This is a genomic window from Bacillus sp. M5A3_1b, from assembly GCF_053345335.1.
Genome location: NZ_JBKEZY010000005.1, coordinates 345,687 through 371,508, shown reverse-complemented (window position 1 = coordinate 371,508; position 25,822 = coordinate 345,687). Strand labels below are relative to the sequence as shown.

Sequence of the window (25,822 nt, the reverse complement as noted above, 5' to 3'; positions counted from 1 at the left end):
AATCCCTTTAAACATAAACGATTTCATCGTCATACGTTATAAAGGGATTTTCAGTCTCTATATTTACTTCTTTATCAAACTACTGTCTACACAAAAATGATGTAGTTCTTTTACATCATTTACTATATGAGTCGCACCAACTTCAGTCAATTCTGTTTTACTACCATAACCGTATAAAACACCAATTGAAGCAATCTCATTATGATTCGCACCGATTATATCGTGCTTTCTATCTCCAATCATAACAATGTCTTCTTTACTAAATTCTTCATTTGTTTGTAAAATATGAGCAATGATCTCTTCTTTCGTTATTCTTGTACCATCTAAATTACTTCCAATGATACCTTCAAAATAATCCGTTAATTGAAAATGATCTAGTACTTGTTTTGCAAATACAGTAGGTTTTGAAGTTGCTATTAATAAACGATTGCCCGAACTTTTTAATTGTTGTAAAAGATCCGGAATACCTTCATATACATTGTTTTCAAACAATCCACTCTGCTTTAAATACTCACGAAAATAAAAAACCGCTCGTTCAACTTCTCCTTCCCCCATATTATATCTCTCTATGAATGATTGCTGAATCGGCGGTCCAATAAATGAATCTAACTCTCTTTTATGTAATTCTTCAATTCCAACCTTTTTTAATGCATACAGTACTGAATTAATAATTCCTTCTTTCGGATCAGTCAATGTCCCATCTAGATCAAATAGAAATGTTGTATACAAATTTAATCCCCCGCTCCTTTTTACTTTCCATATTATATGGAAGACTTTTTCATGCCCATCTTTTACTATACTATCATTATTTATCTTTTCGAAAAATTATTTCTTCTATGTCATATACTTTCAGTTACAAAGTGTAATACATATGATAAAGTAAAAAAGTTACAATTATTTTAATAGAAACTGGTGAATCTAATGTCAATTACGTTAATTGTTATAATGGCTTTCACAATTGTTATTCACGCGGTTGAAACAAGCTCTTATAGCATTCGATTAGCTGGTGTGCGTTTAAAGAAAATTGCTGTTGCATTATCCGTTGTAGGAATTGTATTACTCATTTCAAGAACGTCAAACTTACTACAAGCCTTTTTACTCGGCGGCATTGTTGACGAAGCTAAACAAGATGCTTCTATTGATTTAGAGCATATCATACGTCTTGTATTATTATCGGCTTCTTTTGGTACATTACTTGCGATTATACTGTATCCAACTTTAACCAAACTATTTGGATATGTCATTCAAAACTTTGAAACAGATGGTTCTTTCATTCGAATGATGAAAACAAATAACATTCAAAAATTAAAGTACACAAAAAAATATGTACGCTTTCCAAAATTAGAAATGATTCATAGACTGCGTATCGGCGGTATTCCAAAACGTATTATGCTTATTAATATGTTTGCCACTGCAATTTATACAGCTGGTGTTCTTTCAGCCCTATACGCTTCTTTTTTACTTCCAACATATGCGACAAAGGCTAGTACAGCTTCTGGACTTATTAATGGTTTTGCTACTATTTTATTAACAGTGCTACTAGATCCACGTATCGCTCTTTTAACAGAGCGAGCCCTTCAATCAAAAGAAGGTGCTGAAGCAATGAGTAAAATGTATGGTTGGCTAATGATTTCTAGACTTTTCGGTACATTATTAGCACAACTATTATTCATACCAGGTGCTTACTGGATCACATGGATTATTAAACTGATGAATTAGTCCTCTATAAAAATAGTAGGTGGGATAACAAATGACTATACAAACAGAGCAAGATATAATTCGCTTAATAGAAAACGACGAATGGATGATGAACGTATTACAATTAGCAAAATCACTAGAGCTACCAGATTGGTGGATTTGCGCCGGATTTGTTCGCTCTAAAATTTGGGATACTTTACATAACTATGAAGCTAAAACAGCTATGCCTGATGTTGATGTGATTTATTATGATAGTCTACATAAAGATGAGATATACGAACAATCATTAGAAACGAAATTAAAGAATATTGATGCTACGATCCCTTGGTCGGTAAAAAATCAAGCTCGTATGCATGTAGTGAATAATATGCCACCGTATTCTTCTTCTGTTGATGCTATTTCTAAATTTCCTGAAACAGCAACCGCTTTAGGAGTTACACTTGATGAATTAAACAACGTCATATTAACGGCTCCATGCGGTATTGAAGATGTTCTTTCCTTACAAGTGAGACCAACAGATCATTTTCTTGAAACAAAAGAACGATTACATATGTACAACGCTAGAGTTACTAAAAAGAATTGGCAAAACAAATGGTCTAATATTACAATCACCTATCCCAAAATGTAAGAAAGGGGGCTTCGCATTATACGAAGCTCCCTTTCTATTTTATTCCAAAAACTGGATGACTATTTCCGCAAAACGATCTGCTTCCTCATAATATGGTGTATGACTACTCTCTTCGAATACAATATACTCTCCATTTTGAGCATCTTTATTAAACGTATCAATTTGTTTTTCACACGTTACTGCATCGTATTTTCCTACAATTAATAACATTGGATTTTGTACATCTTTTATTTTTCGTAATAAGGAAGTATGAAATGCTCCTTCTAATTTTAATCTATCAAAATGAATTTTGGAGCGATTTGAAAATACTTCCCACTCTTCATCACTATATAAACTCTCTTCTGTCACATCTTCCTTATAATTGTAAATCTCCATTCTTTTTTCTTCTAGTTCATCACTTAGTCTTATATACGCTTCTAACAACTCTTCTGAAGTAGCATTGCTAGATGAATAAGCAAAGGACTCTTCTGCTACTTCTTCTTTTCCATATTTTTTTAATAGATTCCCTGTCTTTTGTAACAAGGCTCTACTTGTTAATGCAAAATCGAAAGTTGGCCCCTCAAATATTATTTTCTCTATTGAACTTGGATATATCGACGCATATAACAATGCTACATATCCACCGAAAGAATGTCCAATTACAGACCACTTCTCAATTTGTAATACTTTTTTTAGTTCCTCACAGTCTTCAATCAAATCATTTAATCCAAAAGCTTCGTCCTCAGTAATTTCTTCTGAGCGACAAACACCTCTTTGATCTATCATAATTACATATAAAGAATCTTTTAAACGTTCCGCTTGATGAAATGAAAAATCATAGCAACTTTCTCCTGGCCCACCATGCAAGTATAAGACCGGTTTATTTTTAGGATTTCCATGCGTTTCAACGTATAGCTTTTTCCCTCTAATGTTCATGTATTTCCCTGCTTCTATTAAATCCGCCATAAAAACCGCCACCTTTTTACTGAATATTATAATATTTCACCTTAAATAATCCCTATTACATTTAAAAAGACGATGATGATTGCGAGCGGTGCTACAAATCGAAGTAAGAAAGCCCAACAAATAAATACTTTCTTCCCATAATTTCCACCTACAAAAAACTCTGCTTCTAGCACCTTCTTTTCCATTTTGAATGAAACGAAAATACTAATGAATAGTGCTCCAAGTGGCATTAATATATTACTAGATAAGAAGTCTACTGCATCAAAAATATTCTTTCCGAAAATCGTAATATCACTCCATACTCCAAATGATAACGCTGATGGTATACCTACTAAGAAAATGCCGAAACCGATCATCCATGATAATTTCGTTCTCTTTTCTTGTTCACCATTTGCTAATGCTGACACAACTGTCTCTAGTAGAGAAAATGCCGATGTTAATGTCGCAAATGTAAAGAGTGCAAGAAATACTGTTAAGAAAAATCCACCGAATGGAATTTGACTAAATACAGATGGTAATACGATAAATAGTAATCCAGGCCCTTCTGTTGGTTCCATTCCTAATGAAAATACGGCTGGAAAAATAGCAAGACCCGCAAATAATGAAACAAATAAATTCAATCCAACAATTGTTATTGCTGATTTTGGTAAACTTTCTTTTTTATTTAAATAGGAACTATACGTTACCATAATCGAAATCCCAATACTAATCGCAAAAAATGATTGTCCCATCGCGAACAAAATACTTTCTGAAGTAATCTTTGAGAAGTCTGGTTGTAAGAAAAATTTCACACCTTGTATTGCATTGTCAAGTGTTAATGAACGCATAATAAGAGCAACAAATAAAACGAACAATGCTGGCAACATATATTTACTTGCTTTTTCAATTCCATTTTGTACCCCCTTTGATACAACCCAAATCGTAATAAACATAAAAGCGAAATGTCCCATAATCGCCCAAGCGGGATTTCCAATTGTTTCAGTAAATAATGCTCCATAATTTTGTCCCGGAGTAATAAGTTGTCCCGTTACTCCTCTGAATAAATAAATTAACACCCATCCACCTACAACACTATAAAACGAAAGTAGTATAAAACATGTTCCAACGCCAAGGCGTCCAATCCAGTGCCATCCTGTATTAGGTGCGATACTTTTAAATGCGCCAACTGCTTGTTTCTGCGTACTGCGTCCAATCATAAATTCAGCTATAAGTAGTGGTAGTCCAATTAATACAGTAAATAAAATAAAGATTAAAAAGAATGCTCCTCCCCCACTCTTCCCAGCGATATAAGGAAACTTCCATATTGCGCCTAGTCCAATTGCTGATCCTGCTGCAGCCATTATAAAACCTAATTTCGAAGTCCATTGCTCCGTCTGTTTCATCTTATTTTCCTCCTAATAATATCTTTTTATATAAATAATTTAATTTTATAAACCAATCTGAATAAACCCTCCCTTTCTATTTCCATAAAATAAAAAAATGGCCTAGCGTCTCTATATAAAGAGACGCTAAGCCATTTACTTAACGCGGTACCACCCTTATTGATTCCATTATGAATCCACCTTAGTAGTAATCGTTTGATTACAAACCTAATATCGAAGGTTAACCGTTAAGATTTACTAAGAATGCGATTCCGTTCCACCTTACTGCTCCTAGGCGAGTTCAGGATGTCATTTGACTATGTCACACCAACCCATAGCTCTCTGTACAAATATACGACCTTACTACTCCTATTCAACACATTTAAATATTTAGAATATATTTTCTTTTGAAATTAATATGAAGTATATAGGTTATATTTATAACTGTCAAGGGCTATATTAAAATTTGATGAGAAACCTCTTTTATTTTTCATTATCCTTCGTCATCATCATCACCGTGATCATCAGTACTTCCTTCTTGATCATCGTCATCTTGTTGTTGAGATGACTCCTTGTTCTGAATAGCATTATTTACCGCAGTAGTAGACATGACTTCACCTGTTATTGTATGTACTCTTACATCAACCGTTTCTGTTTGTTTTTTTATTATAATTTGGTAGGTAGACGTACCATTTATATTGACTACACTTACCTTCTCGATAAAACCGCCTGGTACTTTTTGTAACGCAACTTCTTTCGCCTGCTCTTCTGTAACGACTTTTTGTATTTGTGAAGTACCAATAAAAGCACCCGTCGCTTCTTCAATTTCTACCATTACATTCTCATTTGCACTTTTCTCTATCTCTATTACATATACATTTTTTTCGTTCTTCTTCTCTAGTCTTATCCCTTTCACATTCCCTTGTACTTGCTGCACTGCAATCTCTTTCGCTTGCTGCTCTGTAACTTTTGTCGTTTGTTTCTGTAATAATTGAATTTTCCCGGTAGTTTTTTCGATCTCAACTATTGTACTTTGAGTAGCATTTGTTTCTACCGTTATTAAAAATACTTCTATCCCCTTTCTTTTTTCTAATATAGTTTGTTTAATGATCCCCTGTACTTTCTGAAGTGCCATTTCTTCCGCTTTCTCTTTCGTTATTGTATTACTCTTTAATGATATTTCTTTTGCACGTTTTATGTTACCACTTTGAGCATCTACTATTATCTCATATGTGCCTTTTTCATTTGAAAGATTTACCTTATATACATCTTGTTCCCCTTTGTTTACTAATTTCATATTTTTTATTTTTCCAGGATATTGTTCAGACGCAATATTCTGAATTTGTCTCTCGGATAATATGTTTTCTCCTTGCTTAGAAACAATACGTTGTGATACAAAAGCTACACTTACAAGTACAAAACAAAGTAACAATGCAACCTTCCATTTCTTTTTCATTTTCAAGCTCCTATCTCTTTATAAAAAACGAGGCAAATATACGGTAACTTTCGTCCATTCTCCCTCTTCACTTTCCAGTTGTATATTTCCTTCATGAGCATCAATAATTTGTTTCGCAATCGACAATCCTAGACCTGTTCCTCCTGTTTCCCTACTCCTCGCTTTATCAACTCGAAAAAAGCGATCAAACACTTTCTGTATATCCTCCTTAGGAATTCCCATACCGTAATCTTGAATAGAAAAAAAGACTCTTTCCTTTTGTATTCCTACTATCAAATCGATTGAATCTTTACTGTATTTCATTGCGTTATCCAATAATACTACTAATACTTGTTTTATTTTTTGTTCATCAATATTTACAACAATCTTTTCTTCCTCTGTAATAACACGAAAGTCCCGATTATATGTTTTTTCTAATTGTTCCGCAGTCATCTTACATAACCAAACTAAATCTAATTCTTTCGTTTCCAACTTCCACTCTGCACTACTGTTGGCAAGCAGTAACATTTGATTTGTCATGCCTTTCATTCTTACTGCCTCGGAGTATATCGCTTCTACAGATTCCTCTAAAACATCTTGTTTTTTCATTCCCCATCTTTTTAATAATTTTGCATAACTTTCAATAACTGTTAACGGTGTTCTCAATTCATGTGAAGCATCTGAAACGAACTGCTGCTGCTTTTCAAAGTTCTGATGTAATAAATCTATCATTTTATTAAATGTTGTCCCCATTTTATGCAATTCATCTTTTGATTTTTTCTCAAGTGGTATTTTTTTGAATATCCCTCTATCTTGTATATGCTCCATTGTTTGTATTAAAGAGTTTACAGGTTTTAAAATGAGTTTACTTAACATTCTCCCCGCAAAAAAAGACGGAATTAAAACGAAAAGTGATGCAATAACTAATACATTTTTTAACATATTTAAATTCTCTTGCAAACTATCTAAACGTTCTGTCATTTCTAACGAAACGATTTTCCCATCATTCCAAATAATTGGTATTTTTATGCAAGCGAATTTCCCTCCATTCTTCTCATAAATTCCCGCCGATTCTTTTCTTTCAAATTTCGTATTTACTGCTGGGATTGGTTTTGTACTATCCACTTCTTGTCTAATCATTACCTTTGAATTTTCATTAATAACTCTAATCATACCGTTTGAAGGTAAGTATGGTTGTAGTAGATTTACTGCGTCTATTTCTTTTGCTGATTCCGCATTCATTCCTTCTATAATATGTACTGCCTCACGTTTTAATCGTTCTAACTCTCCGTTCGTTGTAACTTTATAAAACAAAAAGTATATAGAACTATTAATAAGTAACAAAATAAGTAGTAACCATACTGTAGAGAATAAATATATTTTATTTTTAATTTTCATATACTACACCTTTAAGACATACCCAACACCTCTAACAGTGTGAATAAGTGGTACGTCCACATTACAATCTACTTTTTTACGTAAATATCGAATATACACATCGACAACATTTGTATCACCATAATAATCAAATCCCCAAACATTCGTTACGATCTGTTCTCGATTTAACACTTGATTTTCATGCTTCATTAAAAATAGTAATAAATCAAACTCACGTGGTGTTAATTCCACTAAATGATTCCCTCTTTTCACTTCTCGTGTTTTCTCGTCTAAATATAAATCTGCAATTTGATAACTACTATTTTCCTCTTCTTTTCTTACGTTTGAAATTCTTAAACATGCACGAATTCTCGCTAAAAGCTCTTCTATTTGAAATGGCTTTGTAATATAATCACTTGCCCCTTGATCTAAGCCACTTACTTTATCAACAACTGAGTCACGAGCAGTTAATAAAATAATAGGTATTACAGCATTTTTTAAACGTATCCTTCGAAGTACTTCTAACCCACTTATATTTGGAAGCATTACATCAAGTAAAATTAAATCCCATTTACTAGCTTGAAACTTTTCCATTGCCTCTGTTCCTGTTTTAGCAATCTCACTTTCATATCCTTCAAACTCTAATTCTAACTGCACGACACGCGCAATTTTTTCTTCATCCTCAACAATTAAAATCCTTTCTCCCATAAAAGCCTCCCACATTATATAATCTTTTCATACCATTTCAGTATAACAAGTAATACTTTCCACCAAAAGAAATAATACCCAATATTCTTTTCGACTTAATGAAAAAATCAGGAATGAATTATATTCCTGATTTTTAGAGAGACAATCCAACCCACTGCCAATATGCATAGTAAAATACAACCATTACAAACATATACATAACACTTAAGTAGCTACTTAACTTTAATAAATCTTGTGGCTGAAAAGTTTCTCTATCACTTTCTTGAAATAAAAGTAATGCTTTAGAACTGACTGGAAAGGTTAAACAATAATTCATGCCAACAATCCCTAAAAATAGTACAGCTACTTCATTAAGCTGTAAACTACTTGCCAAATATAATAATGGCGGAATAAAAATTACCGCTCTCGTTGTGTGAGATGTAATATATAAATGTGATGTGACTGAAAGAATAACAATTACGAGTAACACAATGAAAATGGATTGCTTATTAATTAGTTCTGTTACTAAAAATAACTTCTGCATAATCCATTGCGCTGCACCACTCTCCATTAAAGATTTCCCTAATGCAATTGCTGCTCCAACAAATAAAATTAAGTTCCATGAGACACCTTTTAAACTTTCTTTCCACTGCATCACGCCCAGTTTTGGCAAAGTTAATAAAAACACTCCGATTATCGTTACAGTTGCAATTTCCAAACCGTGAAACGACTCTGTTAACCAAAAAGCTACCATCGCTATTAAAATACTGATTGTATACTTTTCATTTCGCGATAGTTCAAACTCCACTTTTTTCTGTTTCAGTTTTGTTTTTACTTCCTCTTTGTCTAAAAATAAAAATAATATTACACGACAACTTATAAAGCTCATTATGAATCCAAATGGAAATCCCCATATTAACCACTCTACAAATGTAATATCCTTATTATTAAATTCCTTTAACATATCTAGGGCAATTAAATGGGAACCTGCACCAATAATTGTAGAACTTGTTGAAACTAAAATAACAGTAGGCATTAAAATTGCTAATGCTTTCGTAATTCTTCTACTCCCAATTTCTTTTGATATAGCTTGAAAAACAGGTAATACAACCGCTGCGCGTCCAGATGTTGATGGAATAAAGAAAGCGAGTATTTGAATAATCATTGTCAAAATCCCGCACAAACCGGCTATATTCCGAGCACGATTTACAACAAAGCACGTCATTTTCTCAGCTAAACCGGTAACTTGAAGTGCCCTTCCTAAAATAAAGGAACCGATCATAAGCCAAATAACATCTGAAGCTAACGAATCGAATAAAAGATCTTGCTTTGCTGTGCCTGAAATAATTAGAAATAAGACCGACCCTAGTGCGATATAGGCCGAATTTATCGTTGTTGTTGTCCATAATATAATTGCACAGCAAAATCCAAAAAAACTCCATTTTGCTTCCATCGTTAATGACGATGGAAGCAAAAGAACTATTTCTACCATTACTATAAGTGCTACGGGCAAAACCCAAGATGGCTTAGTTTTCGGATGATCAGTACTGTTCACATGTAATTCCACTATATTTTTTTCAATCATGATACGTACCCACTGTTATTCAACCGAGAAGCGATTTGATAACCGACTAAAACTGTACGCATCGTACTCTCTGTACAATCACGAAGCCATTTCTCCGCATTAGAAAATGCATTTTCTAATGAAGATGGCATTGGTAATATACTTGTATATGCATCAATTCCATAATCGTAATTAATACGTGCACCTTTACCGACTGTCCCTACTAATGCGATTACTGGTAATCCATATTTTTTTGCACATTTAGCCACCTCAGCTGGAATTTTTCCACGTGGTGTTTGAAAATCTATACTTCCTTCCGCAGTAAATACAAGATCACACGCTAACAATAGTTTATTTAAATCCATATACTTCATAATAATATCGTATCTCGGATGAAGCGTTGCACCAATTAAAGCTTGTAATCCAGCACCAAGCCCACCAGATGCACCACTTCCTGGCGTATGATGTACATCTATACCTATATCTTTTTTTATAACAGAAGCATAGCGCTCCAGTGCTTTTTCCAGTTCTATTACTTGGGCTTCGTTAGCACCTTTTTGCGGACCAAACACTCGCGCGACTCCCTGTTCACCGCATAATTGATTAAACCAATTACAAGCAACATCGATTTGAACATGCCTTAATCTAGCATCTACTTGTGACGTATCTATTTTTGAAACTTGTAATAAAGAGGTTCCACCTTGAATTTGTATTTCTTTTCCATCTTCATTTGTAAACTTTACACCTAACGCTTCAGCCATACCAGCACCTCCGTCAGACGTACCTGAATCACCACACCCTATTAATATACGATTTACACCTTTATTTAAAGCTAATTCTATTAACTGTCCAACACCATGAGTCGTCGTTTTTCTAGGATCCCGTAAATCTCTCGGTACAAGGCGTAGCCCAGCCGCCGCTGCCATTTCAATAACAGCTGTACGCTCACCATTTCTCGTTTCAAAAATACCAAAATAAGATTGTATCTCGTCTCCAACAGGTCCCGTTACTTGTACGTTATACATTTTTCCACCAGTAATATTTATAATTGCCTCTGTAAAACCTTCCCCACCATCAACCATCGGTAAAGTCTCTACAGTAGCAAGTGGCATGACCTTTAAAATCCCCTCTTTCATTACATCAGCAGCTTCCTTCGCCCCTAAACTTTCTTTAAATCCTGATGGTACAACTAAAATACGCATGTAATATTTCTCCCTTCACCTTGTATATCTCTTTCGTTTCTAAGGCTTATACTAAAGGTGAAAAAAGAGAGCACAATTAAGCTTACATTAAAATTTGGTGAGAAAGTGCTGAGTTTTATGAACTAAAAAATCCGTTGTACTATAAAATAGCACAACGGATACATTTCCTTCCCCTATTATTAAGGGATAAGTCTTGTACAGTCCCTTGGAAAAGCACTCGCCTCTCGTACATTTGTTAATTCTAATAGTTTGTATACAACTCTCTCTAATCCAATTCCAAAGCCACCGTGCGAGGGACAACCATATCGGAATGTATTTAAATAAGATTGAAACGTATCTGGATGTAATCCTTTTTCTTCAAAAGAAGTTAGTAACATTTCGTAATCATGAATTCGCTGCGCCCCTGAAGTTATTTCTAATCCTTTATATAGTAAGTCGAACGAATCAGTAATAGATGGATTCTCTTTATTTGGCATCGTATACATCGGCCTAGCTTCTTTCGGATAATGTGTAATGAAAACAAACTCACTCCTATATGTTTCCTTCACATATTTCCCTAGTAGCTTTTCACCTTCTGTATCTAAATCCCCAATTGGCGATTCTTTCCGGTATTTATTTTTCAAAATTTCTTGCGCTTGTAACAATGTAATTTTAGGTATTTCTGTAATAACAGGTACTTCTATTTGTAATAGTTGTAGTTCTTTTTCACAGTTTTTTGCTACTTGTTGAAACATATATCGTAAAACATCCGTTTCTAATTGCATCACTTCATAAAAATCATGAATAAATCCAAGTTCTACGTCTAACGATATATATTCATTCAAATGACGGGAAGAATTATGATGTTCCGCTCTGTAAACAGGTGCAACTTCAAAAACACGTTCTAACCCTCCAGCTACCATCATCTGTTTATAAAACTGTGGCGATTGTGCTAAATAAGCTTCTTTTTGAAAGTATGGAAGCTTAAAAACATTCGCTCCTCCTTCTGCCCCTTGTGAAACAATTTTCGGAGTAAATATACGTGTGAAATCGTTCTCTATAAGAAATTCACTAAAGCTCTGAACAAGTGTAGATTTCACTTTAAATATCGCCGCAGTTCTCTCATGTCTTAATGATAATACCCGCTCATTCAGTAGTTGATCTAAGCCAACTTGCAATTTCTTTTTATTTATTTCAAACGGAAGTGGTTCTGCGCGATTTAATATTTTCACGTCGTGAGCGAGCACTTCAACTCCTAATTCTGTTTTCGAAGTCTCTACTATCTGACCTACTACTTGAACGACACTTTCCACATCTACCTTATATCCAGCTAACTCATTTTCTAGTACACATTGCATAACTCCTGATCGATCCCTTATTAATAAAAAACTAATATTACCTAGATGACGAATTTTTTTTACCCATCCTTGAAGTAATACAACCTTTCCGCCTTGCTCCGTACATTCTTTTGTGAGTGAACGCTTCATTACATTTCCCTCCAGTAATTTTATATTTATTTACGTTATTGTTGTTGTCATCGTCATCATCCACGGTCACTCACCTCCTTTCAAAGAATACAAAAATCCGCCCCTATAAATAGGGACGGATTGTTCCGCGGTACCACCCAAATTGTCATAATGACCATCTTAGCCCAGATAACGGTAGGTACCGTTTGCTTTTACTAATTATCACGTTCAAAGCAACACTCACAGGTGTCTTTCCATCATGCGGTATCGCAATCTTCTCAGCAACCGATTGCTCTCTGTAGACCTTTGCATCATGTACTTTTCCTGATCCTCACTTTTTATATTTACAGAGTATTCTATCTCTTTGTTTTATAAAATGCAAGCCTTTTTAAATATATTTTGATCTTTCATATCCAATTTTGTACAATCTCCTCTAAAGCCATTCCACGTGAGCCTTTCAATAATATGATATCCTTTTTCGTTATAACTTTTGATACTTCCTCTGCTATCTTAGCTTTACTATTAAATGACTGTACTTTTCCTATATCGTATTTCTTTCTCGCTTCTTCCGCTACAATTTCAGCTAACTCTCCATAAGTGAATACATATTGAATGCTCTCTTGATTTAACATTTTACCAATTTCTCTATGATATGTTTCAGCATTCTTCCCTAACTCCAACATATCCCCAATTACTATCATTTTTTTCTTATAGGCATTTAATGTCTGTAACGTTTCAATTGCGGCCTTCATTGAAGAGGGACTGGCATTCCATGCATCGTTAATAATTGTAAAACCTGTTTTAGCAGTTAAAAATTGAAAGCGCATATGAGTAATATTTACTTGTCGCAATGCTTTCTGTATTTTTTCTGTGGGGACATTATAAAATTGACCTACGGCGATTCCGACAATCGCATTTAAAATATTATGTTTTCCATGCAAGGGAACATCGTACTGTATTTTTGAATCATTTAATTTAAAATGAACACCATATTCATCTAATTGCACGTTTGTTGGAAACAAATCATTTGTATACTTTTCACCAAATGCCTTACAAGTTATACTCGATAAATTCTTATTTTTCAACAGCAATGGCTCATCACCATTATACAAACATAATCCTTCATCTTTTAATCCATCAATAATTTCTAATTTAGCCTTCGCAATTTCTTCTTTTGATCCAAGCGTCTCTAAGTGAGAATGACCAATCATTGTAATGATCACTACATCTGGCTGTGCTATTATTGATAAGTTTCGAATTTGTCCTTTTTCACTCATCCCCATTTCAAGAATTAAAAACTCTGTATCTCGTTTCATTTCTAAAATAGTTAATGGTAAACCGATTTGACTATTAAAGTTTCCCTTTGTTTTATGCACACGATGAGTTGTACTTACAATCGTGCTTATTATATCTTTTACCGTTGTCTTGCCATTACTACCTGTAATTCCAATTACTTTTACATTTAGCTCTTTCCGATAAAATTGTGCCAATTGTTGCAAAGCAAATAAAGTATCATCTACAAATATAATTGGCATCCCTTTTGGCGGAGTGCTGTAAGACTTTTTCCATAAGGAAGCGACAGCTCCATTATCGAATGCCTCTTTTACATAATCATGTCCATCTTTCACCCTAATGATTGGAACAAATACACTTCCTTCTTTAATGCTTTTGGAATCTATGCAGACACCATGTATCTCTATGTGATGAAATGATTCTTGTAACCCTTCACCGCCTACTACCTCTTCAAGTTTTTTCAAATTCATTTGAATCAAATTATCACCTTTTTCCATTTTATTACATAATTTCCGTTTCATTTACGCATATTGATAAAGTGAAACTTTAATCAGTGGGGATTTTGTTCCTCCCCACTGATTATCAGCCCTCACCAATCGGGCTTTTACGGTAAGCCCGCCCCCCCACCTAACTTCTTTGCTTTCCCTGAATTTTGAGGTGGAGGGTCTTACTGCCCGGCAAATAGCGGGATAAAAATTTTATAGCGAGGTGTTTATATGAAAAAAGCGATTAGTTTCTTTCTTCTTTTGTTATGCCTAATTGCAGTGAATGAAACATACGCCTATTCACCAAAATCTTTACCAATCTCCCAAAACTCTGATCAATGGAAAGTGAATATTGATGAACCGAAGAACATAGATAAAAATATGCTTCAAGCTAAAGAGGATGAATTTAAAACATATCAATTTTCAGTAAAAAATGTTGGTAACAGTGAAGTATATAACGTACAAGTCGAAGTATTCCGCAACGAGCCAAAAACGAAAACGAAATATGAACTTTTCTCACGAAAGGAAAGTCGCTTAGCAAGTGGAAAAACTGGATTTGAACATACTAATTTTCCAGTTGCCACAAAAGCAGATGAAGTTGATGTAATCATTACTTGGCAAGAACACCCTTTCCGCTCCATGAGAAACGGTCAAAAAGTTGAGTCTAGAAAATTTAAAGAGCATTTTGTTTTTAAAGACGATAAAAACAACTAGAATACGGATGAATTTACATTAGCATTCCTATAGCTTACTTTACTAGTACCAGTGCTTAAGCAAATTAAAAAGTCGTGGCTTATAAACGCCACGACTTTTTATATTAATTCGTACTAATTCCTCTTGCTGCCCAAATACGATCGATATCAGCAGCATGTTGTCCGCCATATAAAAGAGCATCCGCTTGCTTAATCGCTTTTGCTCCATCACTGAATTTAGAGTTTGGTGTTAATGACCAGTGTGATTGTAAAATAATTTTCGTTGCTACATCACGTCCAAAAGCTTGTGCCATCTCATATTGACCTTGTGCCCAAATTTCCCCATCATCATGTACCTCATTTGTAACATCTTTCGGATACACTTTATTCGTATCTAGTCGGCGCAAGCACGTCGGATCTGAACTAGAATAAGCAGTCGCATCCCATTCTCCAACACATGCTTTTCCGTAGCCTGTTGTCGATACTGCATCTTCATACGTAGCACCTAAGAAGTCACCAAATCCTTCTCCCATCGCTCCGCCTTCTGCAGAACTACCAAAGCCAGGCACTTGGTTATCTTGAATGGAATGCCCGTATTCATGTGCAATAATACCAGCATCTTCTGCATCATCTACTCCGCCAGTACCAAAAGTTAAAGCTTTCGTTGTCGGAGAATAAAATGAGTTATCCGCCGTCGTTCCATTCACATTCACTTTAATAGAGCGATTATTAATATTTTTAAATCCTAACCCTTGAATGTAACGCTGTAATGTATCGATATGATAATACGACATAACATCTTCAAAGCTATCATTTGCACGTGTATAGTTAAATTGTAAATTTGTAGATTTTGTTTTTGCTTTTGAAGAAATCGTCACATACTCTCCAATTAAAAATCCTGTCCCATCTAAACCTTTTAACGTAACAGTCTTCAATTGATTCGTTAACGCTGTTGAATCTGCATCGTTATTATCTTTTAAGCCTACTTTACTACCGCTAGATACGACTGGGTTAGGTAAAAATACTTTTCCTGTCCCTTCAGCTTTTCGGTTTATATCAACCTTTTTAATTAACTTCCCATTTTCCGCATCAATAAATGTTTCCCATGCACCAAATGGATTATTAGAATGGACTACCACTTTATATACTGGACGAGCAATTCCCTCTTCCACAATATATCCGAATTCTTTCTCTGTAGGAGCCCATAAGTTTTGCTCACTTGCTTCTCCAACATACGCCATTGATTTTTGTATTGCATCTTTTTCACTAATTTTTGTCGTTACTTCCTTCACACCTTTGACGGATTGATAATCAGAAACAGCAAGTATGCCCTTTCCCTCTCCGTTAAGAGTAACTGTAATTTGTTTTGAAAATACAGGTGCACCATTAACAACTTGCTGGAACCTAACATATGAAGCTACTGACGTTTCTGTTGTAGAAATATATTGCAAGTCTGAAAGGTCTGTTTTTAATCCATACTGCGCAGCATTTTCTTTTAAATATTCAGTTGCTTTTTTCTGCGGCGAATAAGCTTCTAGCTTTACTTGCTGCTGTTTTTCCAATGCTGAAACCGTAGAAATCGTCCCCATTACTAACGGTACAGTCATTGCCATTGCCACCATTTTTTTATTAAACATAGAACCACTCCCCCTAATAAAGTAGCTCAACCTTATCCCATTACCACTAGGCAATCATTCCCCACAAAATGGGGGGATAAAAATTGAATCTACGAGTAATTCTCTATAAACAATTCTATTACCTTTCCATTTAGGTTGAGTGAAATTTTCTCAATATTTATGTATAAAATGAGAAAAATACTGTAGAAATATATTTCTACAGTATTTTATTTAGTGTGCTATGAAGAAAGACATTTACTAGAGGACCTATCGAACGGATTATGAGAAAGTTAGCCGGATAAATTTCCATCATACAAAAAGGAAGTTAGAATGATTCCAACTTCCTTTTTTCTTTAATGAGCCGCGCTTAATTTAATTCGAACTTTCGCTTCACCTAAAGATAGTTCATCGTCTTCATTCGTTAAGTGATCAAATGTAAATTGCTTAACGAGTAAATTTTCTTCCAATAAATCTTTATGGTTCGTTAATGTTCGTTGTAGCTCTTCCTCTGTATCAAGAATAACATCTACTCGTAAATTAACCGGTAAATTTAACTGCTTACGATATTCTTGAACCGCTCGAATAAATTCACGCGCCACTCCTTCTTGTAACAACTCTTCTGTTACATTCGTATCTAACATAACTGTATATTGTCCGTTAGTCGTATTAGAGAACCCTGATTTCGCAACTTTCTCTACTACTACATCTTCAGCCGTTACAACTACTTCTTCTCCTGGTGCAGTTTCGTAAACTGCTCTTTCTGTAGATACAAAGTGTTGTACTTCTTCTTTTGATAATTGTTTTAACCATCCATTTATTGCATTCACATTTTTACCAAACTTCGGCCCAGCTGTTTTAAAGTTCAACTTTAATTGATAGGACGTGTATTTCGTTTCATCGAGTTCAACATGAAACGCTTTGACATTTAGCTCATCCATGACGATATCACGATAAGATTCCCAATCCATATCATTTTCATTATGCGCTAGTAATACAAGTTCCGCTAACGGCTGTTTTACTTTTAAAGAATGTTGATTACGGTTACTTCTTCCTAGTTCAACAACTTGTAAAACAGCATCCATTTCCGCTTCTAGTTTCGGCTGAAGTAGTGATTCATTTACAACTGGATAATCCTCTAAATGAACGCTACTTCCAGTTAAATTCAAATGAATATCTTCAGCGACAAACGGTGTAAATGGTGCAATTAACTTACTAATTGTCACAAGTACTTCATGTAGTGTCTCATAAGCAGCTGCTTTTTCAGCATTCATACCAGATTCCCAGAAACGATTACGTGATCGTCTTACGTACCAGTTACTTACTTCATCTACAAGCGCCGCGATTTCACGAGCTGCATTCGTAAATTGATAATCATCAAGTGCTATTCTCACTTTTTTCGTTGTGCTATGCAATCTTGATAATACCCATTCATCCAATTTCGTCCGCTTTACATCATACGTTTCTTTTGGATTATACCCATCTAAATTTGCATATAAAACATAGAAGCTATACACATTGACTAATGTATCTACAAACTTAGATTTTGCTTCCAGTACTGTTCTTTCAGAAAAACGTTTCGCATTCCACGGTGCACTGTCAACGAGTAGCGCCCATCTTAAAGCATCTGCACCAAACTGATTTACTAAATCAACTGGATCTAGTGCATTCCCCTTACTTTTAGACATTTTCTGTCCTTCTTCGTCTAATACATGTCCTAGTGATAACACTCGTTTATAAGGCACTTTTCCTGTATATAGTGCTGATACTGCTAATAAACTATAAAACCATCCACGTGTTTGATCAATGCCTTCTGCAATAACATCCGCTGGAAACTGTTCTTCAAATAACTCTTTATTTTCAAATGGATAATGATATTGCGCAAATGGCATAGAACCACTATCAAACCAAACATCAATTACTTCTGGTGTACGATTCATTGTACTTCCGCATTTTTCACAGCAAACTTGCACTTCATCTACATATGGCTTATGCAATTCCAAATCTTCCGGTGTTTCTTTTGTACTATGCTTTCTTAAATCAGCAATGCTTTTCGGTGCGAATTGATGATCGCAACTTTCACATTCCCATACGTTTAATGGTGTTCCCCAATATCTATTTCGGCTAATATTCCAGTCCACCATATTTTCTAAAAACTTACCAAAGCGTCCATGTTTCATATGGTCTGGATACCAAGTAACAGAATCGTTATTTCGCAAAAATGTATCTTTAATTGCAGTTGTTCGGATTAACCAACTCTCTCCTGCATAATAAAGAAGTGGTGAATCACAACGCCAGCAATGTGGGTAGCTATGTTCATACTTTTCTTTATGATATAGTAAGCCTTCCTTTGCTAAATGACGAACAATATCCACGTCACAATCTTTTACAAATTTCCCTTTCAAAAATGGTACTGCTTCTGTATACTCACCTTTCTCATCTACAACATGCAAGAATGACAATCCTTCACTTTGAACGACTCTATAATCGTCCTCCCCATATGCTGGAGCGATATGAACGATTCCTGTACCACTATCTGCCGTGACAAAATCTGCTGCGATAACGTGATAGCCATTTGTAACTTCTTTCATTGGAAATGGCGGCATATAAGATGTGTTTACTAATTCTTCACCTTTATGAACAGATAATACTTCATAGTCTTCTTTTAATACATCTTGTACACGTTCTTTCGCAACAATGTATACATGACCTTCTTGTTTCGCTTTCACGTATTCCATATTTGGATGTACAGCGAGCGCAACATTTGCTGGAAGTGTCCAAGGTGTCGTTGTCCACCCTAGGAAATATTCATTTTCACTATCTTTTACTTGAAACTTAACTGTTGCACTTAAGTCTTTTACTGTTTTATACCCTTGTGCAACCTCATGTGAACTTAGTGAAGTTTGACAACTTGGGCAGTATGGTGAGACTCTATGCCCTTTGTACAATAATCCTTTTTCATGAATCGTCCCTAAAATATGCCATACACTTTCGATATATGGATTCTCTAGCGTAACGTATGGATCATCCATATCTACCCAATAACCGATGCTTTCAGTGAATTCACGCCACTGCTTCTCATATGTGAATACACTCTCTTTACACTTCTGAATAAATGGCTCAATTCCATACTCTTCAATTTCATGTTTACCAGAAATACCGAGTTGCTTCTCAACACCTAATTCTACAGGTAAACCGTGTGTATCCCATCCCGCTTTTCGTAGCACTTTATAACCAGCCATCGTTTTATATCTCGCTACTACATCTTTAATTGTCCGTCCAAGTGCATGTCCAACGTGTGGTAAACCGTTCGCCGTTGGTGGTCCTTCATAAAATACGAAAGACTGTGCGCCTTCTCGATTCTGAATTGATTGCTCGAAAATACTTTGCTCGTTCCACTGCTTACGAATACGTGTTTCTCTCCCTACAGCTGACTCTTTTACATCTACTTTCTTCATCTACAATCACTCCTTTTGAATATTTTAAAGCACACAAAAAACCCGTCCCTATGAAGTAGGGACGGGTTTAACCGCGTTACCACCCTAATTCTATTAGCTCTTCGCTAATAGCACTTAGCAACGTACTATCATACGTGTTCTTTGTAACGGTAGACATCCGTCCGGGCTTACTTATTTTCAGCCTCGGCTCCTCGGAGATGATTTTCAAATAACGTCTGCACACCGGCTTTCAGCTATACACCGGCTCTCTGGTGAACAATTCATTATTTTACTCGTTCTCGTCTTCAGATTTGTATACTTTATTAAAAGCTATTTTATGCCATTGGGCAATAAATTGTCAATCAATTCGAAATATATATTTAATTATACCCTTTTTTCACAATTCCTATACAATTATTTCTTAAATTCTTGTATTCCAGCTAAATCTTCATCTTTTTCAATAAGCTCAGCAAAGAATCCTGATTCATCCTCACGAAGAACAATTTCAAGCTCTTGCTTCGCCTCTTCAATTCTATTTAACTGTGCTAAATAACAAGCGCGATCGTATCTTGCTAACAAATCACTCGCATCTATTGTTAATACATCATTTGTTATTTTTTCTGCCTTTAGTGTTTGCCCGGCACCATGATACGAAGATGCTAAAGAAAGAAGAATTGCTGCTTCATTTGGATGATGTATAGACGCATTTTCTAATACATGAATTGCCTCTTCAAACCTTTCTTGACTTTGATACATTTCTCCTAAAGCAAGAAACGCTCTACTTACAAACGGTGTTTGCTCCGTTAATTGTAAGGTAATCTTTTCTGCTTTTCTTTCTTCTCCTATTTTAAAGAATACTTGTGCTTGTAAAAGAAGCGTATCATAATCATCTGGTAACTCTCGAACCATTTGCTTCGTTAATTCTGAAGCATCCCGTAACATATCTTCTTCCTCACACGCCATGAAAAGATTTACAAGTTGCTTCGCTATATCGTAATCCCATTTATTTTCTAACGATGTTTGCAATACATCTATCGCCTCTTTATACATCGCCACATTCTCGTAAAATAGTGAAAATCGCTGCGCTGCCATACTATTTTTTTGATTTAACTTTAATGAGATTTCATATAAATCAATAATTGTAGTAATAATCGAAATTTCTTTCGCACGGTTTTTCATGCGATAAAAAGCTCTTGTAATTATGGATTTCTTCGGCTGTTCATTTTGTTGACGTTCAATCCATCTTTCCATCACCGCAGATGCTGCATACATAAATGCCATACTTCTTTCTGCCTTTTTCAGTTTTAGTGTATGAAGAAAATCTCGTATGTTAGACAATTTCTTATTTTGTTCTATCGCTTTTACATACACATCAAATATTCGTTCATTATTTGCATCTTTTTGTATAACTTTCATTGCAATTTCAATTGCTTTTGCATTCCTTTTTTTCACTAACACTTTGGCATAATGATATAGAACTTCTATATGCTCACTATCTAATTGAAGTGCCTCTTCAATCTGTGCTTGTTCTTTATCTATTTCATCCATCGCTCCATACACATATGCAATCGCATCTAATCGCCATATTTCAGGTGCTTCGTCCGCTAATTGTTCTAGTTCTGTCAGTAACTCTTCCTGAAGACTCATTTCTACTGAAAGCTGTGCCAAATATTCCATATTAATATGCATCGGCTCTTCTTTCATAGCCTGAACCATATGACTTTGTTCTTTAGAACGATTTTCTTCTTTTTCGTATATTTCTGCAAGCTGTAAATGTACACCTTCGAAATTCTCATCAAGCTCTAAACATGTTTCATACGCTTGTTTTGCTTCTATCAATTGCCCTAATGCCATAAGCGTTTCACCAATTCGGTAATACGGTAATGCCGTTTCCTTTTGTTCTATCGCCTTATTATACCTTTTCATCGCTTGGCCGTACTGCCCAATAGATTCATATAAAATACCTGTATAACAACCGTATTCGCTTATTTCATTTCTTTCTTTGTGTAACGTTCTTAAGAATGCTATACCTCTTTGTACAAATACCGTTCCTTTAATTCGATTCACATATTCATCTAACGCACTTGCCACATTATATTCACTCTGCTTTATACCACTCTCTAACTTAGACAAAGCTACTTTAAACCCTTCTTCATTTCCACCAAGTTCAACCTCAGCATCCCATAGAACCATTCCCGCATTCATAAGAAAATCTTGGCTCTTTTCAATTTGTTTTTCAATACCGAGAATATATTGTTTCGCTTCCTTGTATTGTTCTTTCGCCATATAAACTTGCGTAAGTCCAAAGTGAGAATAAACATCATCATGATTTTCTTCTAAAGCACGATTATACAATGTTTCTGCTTCTTCCAGACTATCATTTTGAAAATGATAGTCACCGAGTTTTACGTATAGAGGTGCCTTATCGTCACAATTCTCAATACCTTTTAATAAAATTTCTTTCGTACTTTCCTCATCCTTCAAATCAGACTCGTATATTTCCGAAAGTTTCGTATAGATGTAAGGTGCATTACTATCCAAATAAATCGCTACTTTAAGCCCTTTTATCGCTAAATGTAATTTCCCTAAATGATGCGCACATCTCGCGCGCTCATACCATACATGTGCCTCATTTTTATTCTCTCTTAATAAGTCATTAAAAATTTCATACGCTTCTTCATATCTTTCTAAATCTATTAATATTAATCCGTGATTCGTTAAAGTGAATCTTTCTGGACTACGTTCTAAAGCAACTTGAGAAAACTGCAACGCCTTTTCAGATTGATCGATATACATGTATGATAGAGCGAGAAAACTCCAAGCAATCGGCTGATCTGCGTCTAATTGTAATGATGAACGAAAACTTGAAATCGCTTCTATATAACTTTCCTGTTCAAAAGCATATCTTCCGTTTATTAAATGATATAAAGCACGATTATTTTTCTTCTCAACACTTGTCAGCATTTGCCCGGCTTTTTCTAATTCTTGAAGGCGAATAAAGCACTGCGCACCATGCAATTTAACAAAATCTGAGTTCGGAAACTTCTCCATTAACTTTTCAATACAACATATAATAAACTCATTATCTACTTCAACATCTAAATGCTTAACTGTATATAACCACGTATTCGGATTATCACTCGACTCTTTTAAAAATTGTACTAAGTTATAAATCCCCTCTTTATCATGTTCATCTAAATGATCCGTAAGAGAAAAAATAGATTTAAAATAATGATTTTCTTCTTCATTTAAAAATGCTAATTGCTCCTTCTTTTCTTTCGGAACAAACGTAATCGCTAAACAACCTGTGTAACGATATTTTTCTTGTAACTTACTATATTCCACAATAACTGGTTCTATAAAGTTCGGATCTTGAACATAAAAAGCTTGTAACGTATCATCATATCCAGATAGCACTTGTACATGTGAAGCATGCTCAATATCTATACTTAATAAAACAGGAATCCCTTCATCCAGCAGTCTCTTATAATTTTCCTCATTCCCTTTAAAATAACGATATTCATAACCTAATTCTTCTAAATAAGAAACAGTATCTGAAAACTTTGAGCCTGTCATATCAAAAATAAACTCTGCTATTTCATCTTGTGTACGTTTTTCTCCCCATAACTGCAACATCATTTCTAAACTTGTCGGAACACAATAATTATCCTTTTGTACAATAGGAACTATCGGTAAGTGCACCTTTTTTCCATCTGGATTTTTTTCTAAATTATGATATAAAGACTCTTTTAAACTTTTTTCTTCTTTTAATAACTGTTGTAAATCTACAAGTTTATTCATTTTGTAAAGCGCTTCTGCACGTAAATGTACAAAGTAAGCTTTATACGCATGATAAGGAAGCTGATTATTTATGTTATCTATTACCGCTAACATTTCTTCATACTTCCTTAAATCTAATAAATATTTTACCTTTTCAAAATGAAAATATGGTACTTGCGGGAACTTTACAATCGCATCATCAATTAGCTGTAATGCACGTTTTTGTTCTCCTTGATTCGCATATAATTGTGATAATAAATAGGTAGATAGCTCTTCACAATCTTTATGCTGCATGCCGGCTATAAATTGTTCTTCTGCTTTCTCCCATTCACCTGTATGCATATAGACGTAGCCCCATTTATCAAATACGGCACGTGAACTGTACTCCTCTGCCTTTTGCATATAGATTAGGGCTTCTTCATTTCGTTTCATTTCCAACAAACATCGTACTAACGTAAAATATGTTTTCGCTAAAAGATCAGCTTCTATTTCTTCTTTACTTACCTCTTCTAATGAGTCTTTTAACAACTGTTCTACTTCAAGTATTTTCCGCTCATCAATTAACTCATCACAATATAAAGAGAGCGTTCTCATATTTGGGAATTTTTTGTAGGCGTAGCGAATGAGGAATGAACTGTATTGGTGCATAAGCCCTTCATCAGTAAGACGTATTAATATGTCAAACTCCTTATGCGAAGGAACACTAGCAAGCCAATTCTTCAAATAAGATAAAGCATTCTTTTCTTTTATATATGAAATTTCATTATTTATTTCCTGTAATCCATCTATAAATCTCTTGTCTTTCAAACAAGCATCTAACTGCTTAAAATCTAGCATGTATTCACCTCGAATATTTATTTGCACTGCTACTTGCTTAGATTTTACACATCATATTGTAGGTATTCAACTAAAATCTCCTATAATGGATAGTATTATTTAATATTATTCGAATTTATAACAAAATATAGTAAAAATGATTGTTTTTCTCCATATTTTGTTTGATTAAATGTAATAACATTACATGAGGATCTTATCTTTCGGAAGCTGAAATCAGTACATAAAATTATATCGGCGATAATTTAAATATATCAGCGATTTTTGAAATATATCGACGACTTTCAAAATATATCAACGATTATACGGTGGATATCGACTTATCAACAAAAAAATACATACTCCGACACACAGCTATCTTTCAACATTCTACGTCACCAAATGTAATTTTCATATTCGGAGCATATACTAAAGAGGCATGTAGATGAAACGCTCTAAAAAATTTGAGTTCAGCTTCATATTGAGCTAGCGCATCATCATATGTTAATCCTCTAGCCATTAAACGTTCTATAAATTGCTGTGTATCACCTGGATCTCCTGCAATCCCCTCTTCTTTTAATGAGTGATACAAACTTTGTTTATCATTATGATACATATTAGAATCTAAAAAGTTCACTTTATCACTTACTCGACATTGAATATTTTTTACTCCTAGTTCACTTAAAAACATCGGTATTTTCATACCAATATTTCCATCTTTTCCGTTTCTCTGCGTGTCACTTTCAAATAACTTCTGCAAAGTACCTAGCCTAATAATCTCCGATTGATTCTCTCCATTTAAAAAGTATGAAGACATATTTGATATCCAATGTGGTTCAAAACAGATTATTTTTCCGCCCTTTTTAATTGAATGTATCATTTTTTTTAGCATCATTTTTGGCGAACTCATATGTAATAAGAAAGCATGACAAATTGCTATATCGTATGTATCTTTCAATTCAATTTCTGTAGCATCTCCCTCAAGAAATTCTGTCTCATACGGAAGTAAACGAAACAACTCTCTTGCTTCAGCAAGTAATGTTTCTCCACTATCAATGCCTGTATACTTTGATCCTTCTGGAAGTAAAGGCATTAATACTAAGCCTAAATAACCATATCCACAACCATAATCAATAATATGTACTGGCTTAGTAATCTTCCAAACCATATTTACTAAAAAGCTTACATAATCGTCGTTGTAATATAAATCTCTTGTGTTTTTTAAATATGCTAGTTTACTGTTCCAATCGTATGTTTCCAAATTTCACGCCTCCTTTATATATGACATTACAATTCTCCATTTAATAAGGACATTCCTACACTTGAAACAATTCTAGAAAAATTTAGATTTAATAAAATAAAACTTC

Annotated in this window: 17 protein-coding genes and 3 other annotated features; of the genes, 3 read left to right on the top strand and 14 right to left on the bottom strand. The window is 34.5% G+C overall.

The genetic code is table 11. The features are described from left to right. Nucleotides 1-63: 63 nt before the first annotated feature. Nucleotides 64-729 (bottom strand): HAD family hydrolase, encoded by a 666-nt coding sequence (locus ACLBWW_RS16805; RefSeq protein WP_098131831.1) that lies wholly within the window; start codon nt 727-729, stop codon nt 64-66. 192 nt (nt 730-921) lie between these two features. On the opposite strand from ACLBWW_RS16805, the gene ACLBWW_RS16800 reads away from it, so the two are divergent. Further along, nucleotides 922-1,719, top strand: a complete 798-nt coding sequence (locus ACLBWW_RS16800; RefSeq protein WP_098131832.1) for a lipid II flippase Amj family protein — start codon at nt 922-924, stop codon at nt 1,717-1,719. Nucleotides 1,720-1,750: 31 nt separating this feature from the next. Then, on the top strand, nt 1,751-2,326 hold the full coding sequence (locus ACLBWW_RS16795; RefSeq protein WP_098131833.1) for a nucleotidyltransferase family protein: 576 nt from the start codon (nt 1,751-1,753) through the stop codon (nt 2,324-2,326). A gap of 39 nt (nt 2,327-2,365) precedes the next feature. On the opposite strand, the gene ACLBWW_RS16790 is transcribed toward ACLBWW_RS16795, so the two are convergent. The 9 genes from ACLBWW_RS16790 to ACLBWW_RS16750 form a co-directional block, all read right to left on the bottom strand. Continuing rightward, the gene (locus ACLBWW_RS16790) at nt 2,366-3,271 is read right to left on the bottom strand and encodes an alpha/beta fold hydrolase (protein ID WP_447614134.1); all 906 of its coding nucleotides are present in this window, start codon (nt 3,269-3,271) and stop codon (nt 2,366-2,368) included. Between the two features lie 41 nt (nt 3,272-3,312). Beyond that, entirely contained in the window at nt 3,313-4,653 is a 1,341-nt protein-coding gene (locus tag ACLBWW_RS16785) for a sodium-dependent transporter (RefSeq protein WP_098068631.1), read from the bottom strand. Nucleotides 4,654-4,769: 116 nt separating this feature from the next. After that, nucleotides 4,770-5,018 (bottom strand) — a binding site (T-box leader). 107 nt (nt 5,019-5,125) lie between these two features. Beyond that, nucleotides 5,126-6,088: a PepSY domain-containing protein gene (locus ACLBWW_RS16780; protein WP_098124208.1), complete on the bottom strand. Its 963-nt coding sequence runs from the start codon at nt 6,086-6,088 to the stop codon at nt 5,126-5,128. An 18-nt stretch (nt 6,089-6,106) separates the two neighbouring features. Beyond that, the gene (locus ACLBWW_RS16775; protein ID WP_048540901.1) at nt 6,107-7,465 is read right to left on the bottom strand and encodes a sensor histidine kinase; all 1,359 of its coding nucleotides are present in this window, start codon (nt 7,463-7,465) and stop codon (nt 6,107-6,109) included. 3 nt (nt 7,466-7,468) lie between these two features. Beyond that, nucleotides 7,469-8,152 (bottom strand): response regulator transcription factor, encoded by a 684-nt coding sequence (locus ACLBWW_RS16770; RefSeq protein WP_048540903.1) that lies wholly within the window; start codon nt 8,150-8,152, stop codon nt 7,469-7,471. A gap of 133 nt (nt 8,153-8,285) precedes the next feature. Then, on the bottom strand, nt 8,286-9,716 hold the full coding sequence (locus tag ACLBWW_RS16765) for an SLC13 family permease (RefSeq protein ID WP_098131835.1): 1,431 nt from the start codon (nt 9,714-9,716) through the stop codon (nt 8,286-8,288). Then, a complete protein-coding gene (locus ACLBWW_RS16760; RefSeq protein WP_048540906.1) occupies nt 9,713-10,897 on the bottom strand; it encodes a glycerate kinase family protein in 1,185 nt (394 codons plus the stop codon). Before ACLBWW_RS16760 ends, ACLBWW_RS16765 begins: the two co-directional genes overlap by 4 nt. Nucleotides 10,898-11,076: 179 nt before the next feature. Beyond that, nucleotides 11,077-12,363 (bottom strand): aspartate--tRNA(Asn) ligase, encoded by a 1,287-nt coding sequence (gene aspS / locus ACLBWW_RS16755; protein ID WP_098076990.1) that lies wholly within the window; start codon nt 12,361-12,363, stop codon nt 11,077-11,079. Between the two features lie 108 nt (nt 12,364-12,471). Next, nucleotides 12,472-12,683 (bottom strand) — a binding site (T-box leader). 66 nt (nt 12,684-12,749) lie between these two features. Beyond that, nucleotides 12,750-14,132 carry a UDP-N-acetylmuramoyl-tripeptide--D-alanyl-D-alanine ligase gene (locus tag ACLBWW_RS16750; protein WP_116443125.1) on the bottom strand — a complete coding sequence of 461 codons (1,383 nt, stop codon included), beginning with the start codon at nt 14,130-14,132 and terminating at the stop codon, nt 12,750-12,752. A 219-nt stretch (nt 14,133-14,351) separates the two neighbouring features. Here ACLBWW_RS16750 and ACLBWW_RS16745 point away from each other — a divergent pair, with 219 nt between their 5' ends. Next, nucleotides 14,352-14,834, top strand: coding sequence for a hypothetical protein (locus tag ACLBWW_RS16745; protein ID WP_048540912.1), 483 nt, complete (start codon nt 14,352-14,354; stop codon nt 14,832-14,834). A gap of 103 nt (nt 14,835-14,937) precedes the next feature. On the opposite strand, the gene ACLBWW_RS16740 is transcribed toward ACLBWW_RS16745, so the two are convergent. The 4 genes from ACLBWW_RS16740 to ACLBWW_RS16725 all read right to left on the bottom strand — a co-directional run bounded on the left by ACLBWW_RS16740 (nt 14,938) and on the right by ACLBWW_RS16725 (nt 25,716). After that, complete coding sequence (locus tag ACLBWW_RS16740) at nt 14,938-16,449, bottom strand: M36 family metallopeptidase (RefSeq protein WP_098048490.1); 1,512 nt, start codon at nt 16,447-16,449, stop codon at nt 14,938-14,940. A 332-nt stretch (nt 16,450-16,781) separates the two neighbouring features. After that, entirely contained in the window at nt 16,782-19,883 is a 3,102-nt protein-coding gene (ileS, locus tag ACLBWW_RS16735) for an isoleucine--tRNA ligase (RefSeq protein ID WP_098069423.1), read from the bottom strand. A 54-nt stretch (nt 19,884-19,937) separates the two neighbouring features. Further along, nucleotides 19,938-20,177 (bottom strand) — a binding site (T-box leader). A 99-nt stretch (nt 20,178-20,276) separates the two neighbouring features. After that, complete coding sequence (locus tag ACLBWW_RS16730; protein WP_098131837.1) at nt 20,277-24,479, bottom strand: bacteriocin-processing peptidase family protein; 4,203 nt, start codon at nt 24,477-24,479, stop codon at nt 20,277-20,279. Between the two features lie 358 nt (nt 24,480-24,837). Then, on the bottom strand, nt 24,838-25,716 hold the full coding sequence (locus ACLBWW_RS16725) for a class I SAM-dependent methyltransferase (RefSeq protein ID WP_098069425.1): 879 nt from the start codon (nt 25,714-25,716) through the stop codon (nt 24,838-24,840). Nucleotides 25,717-25,822 lie beyond the last annotated feature (106 nt).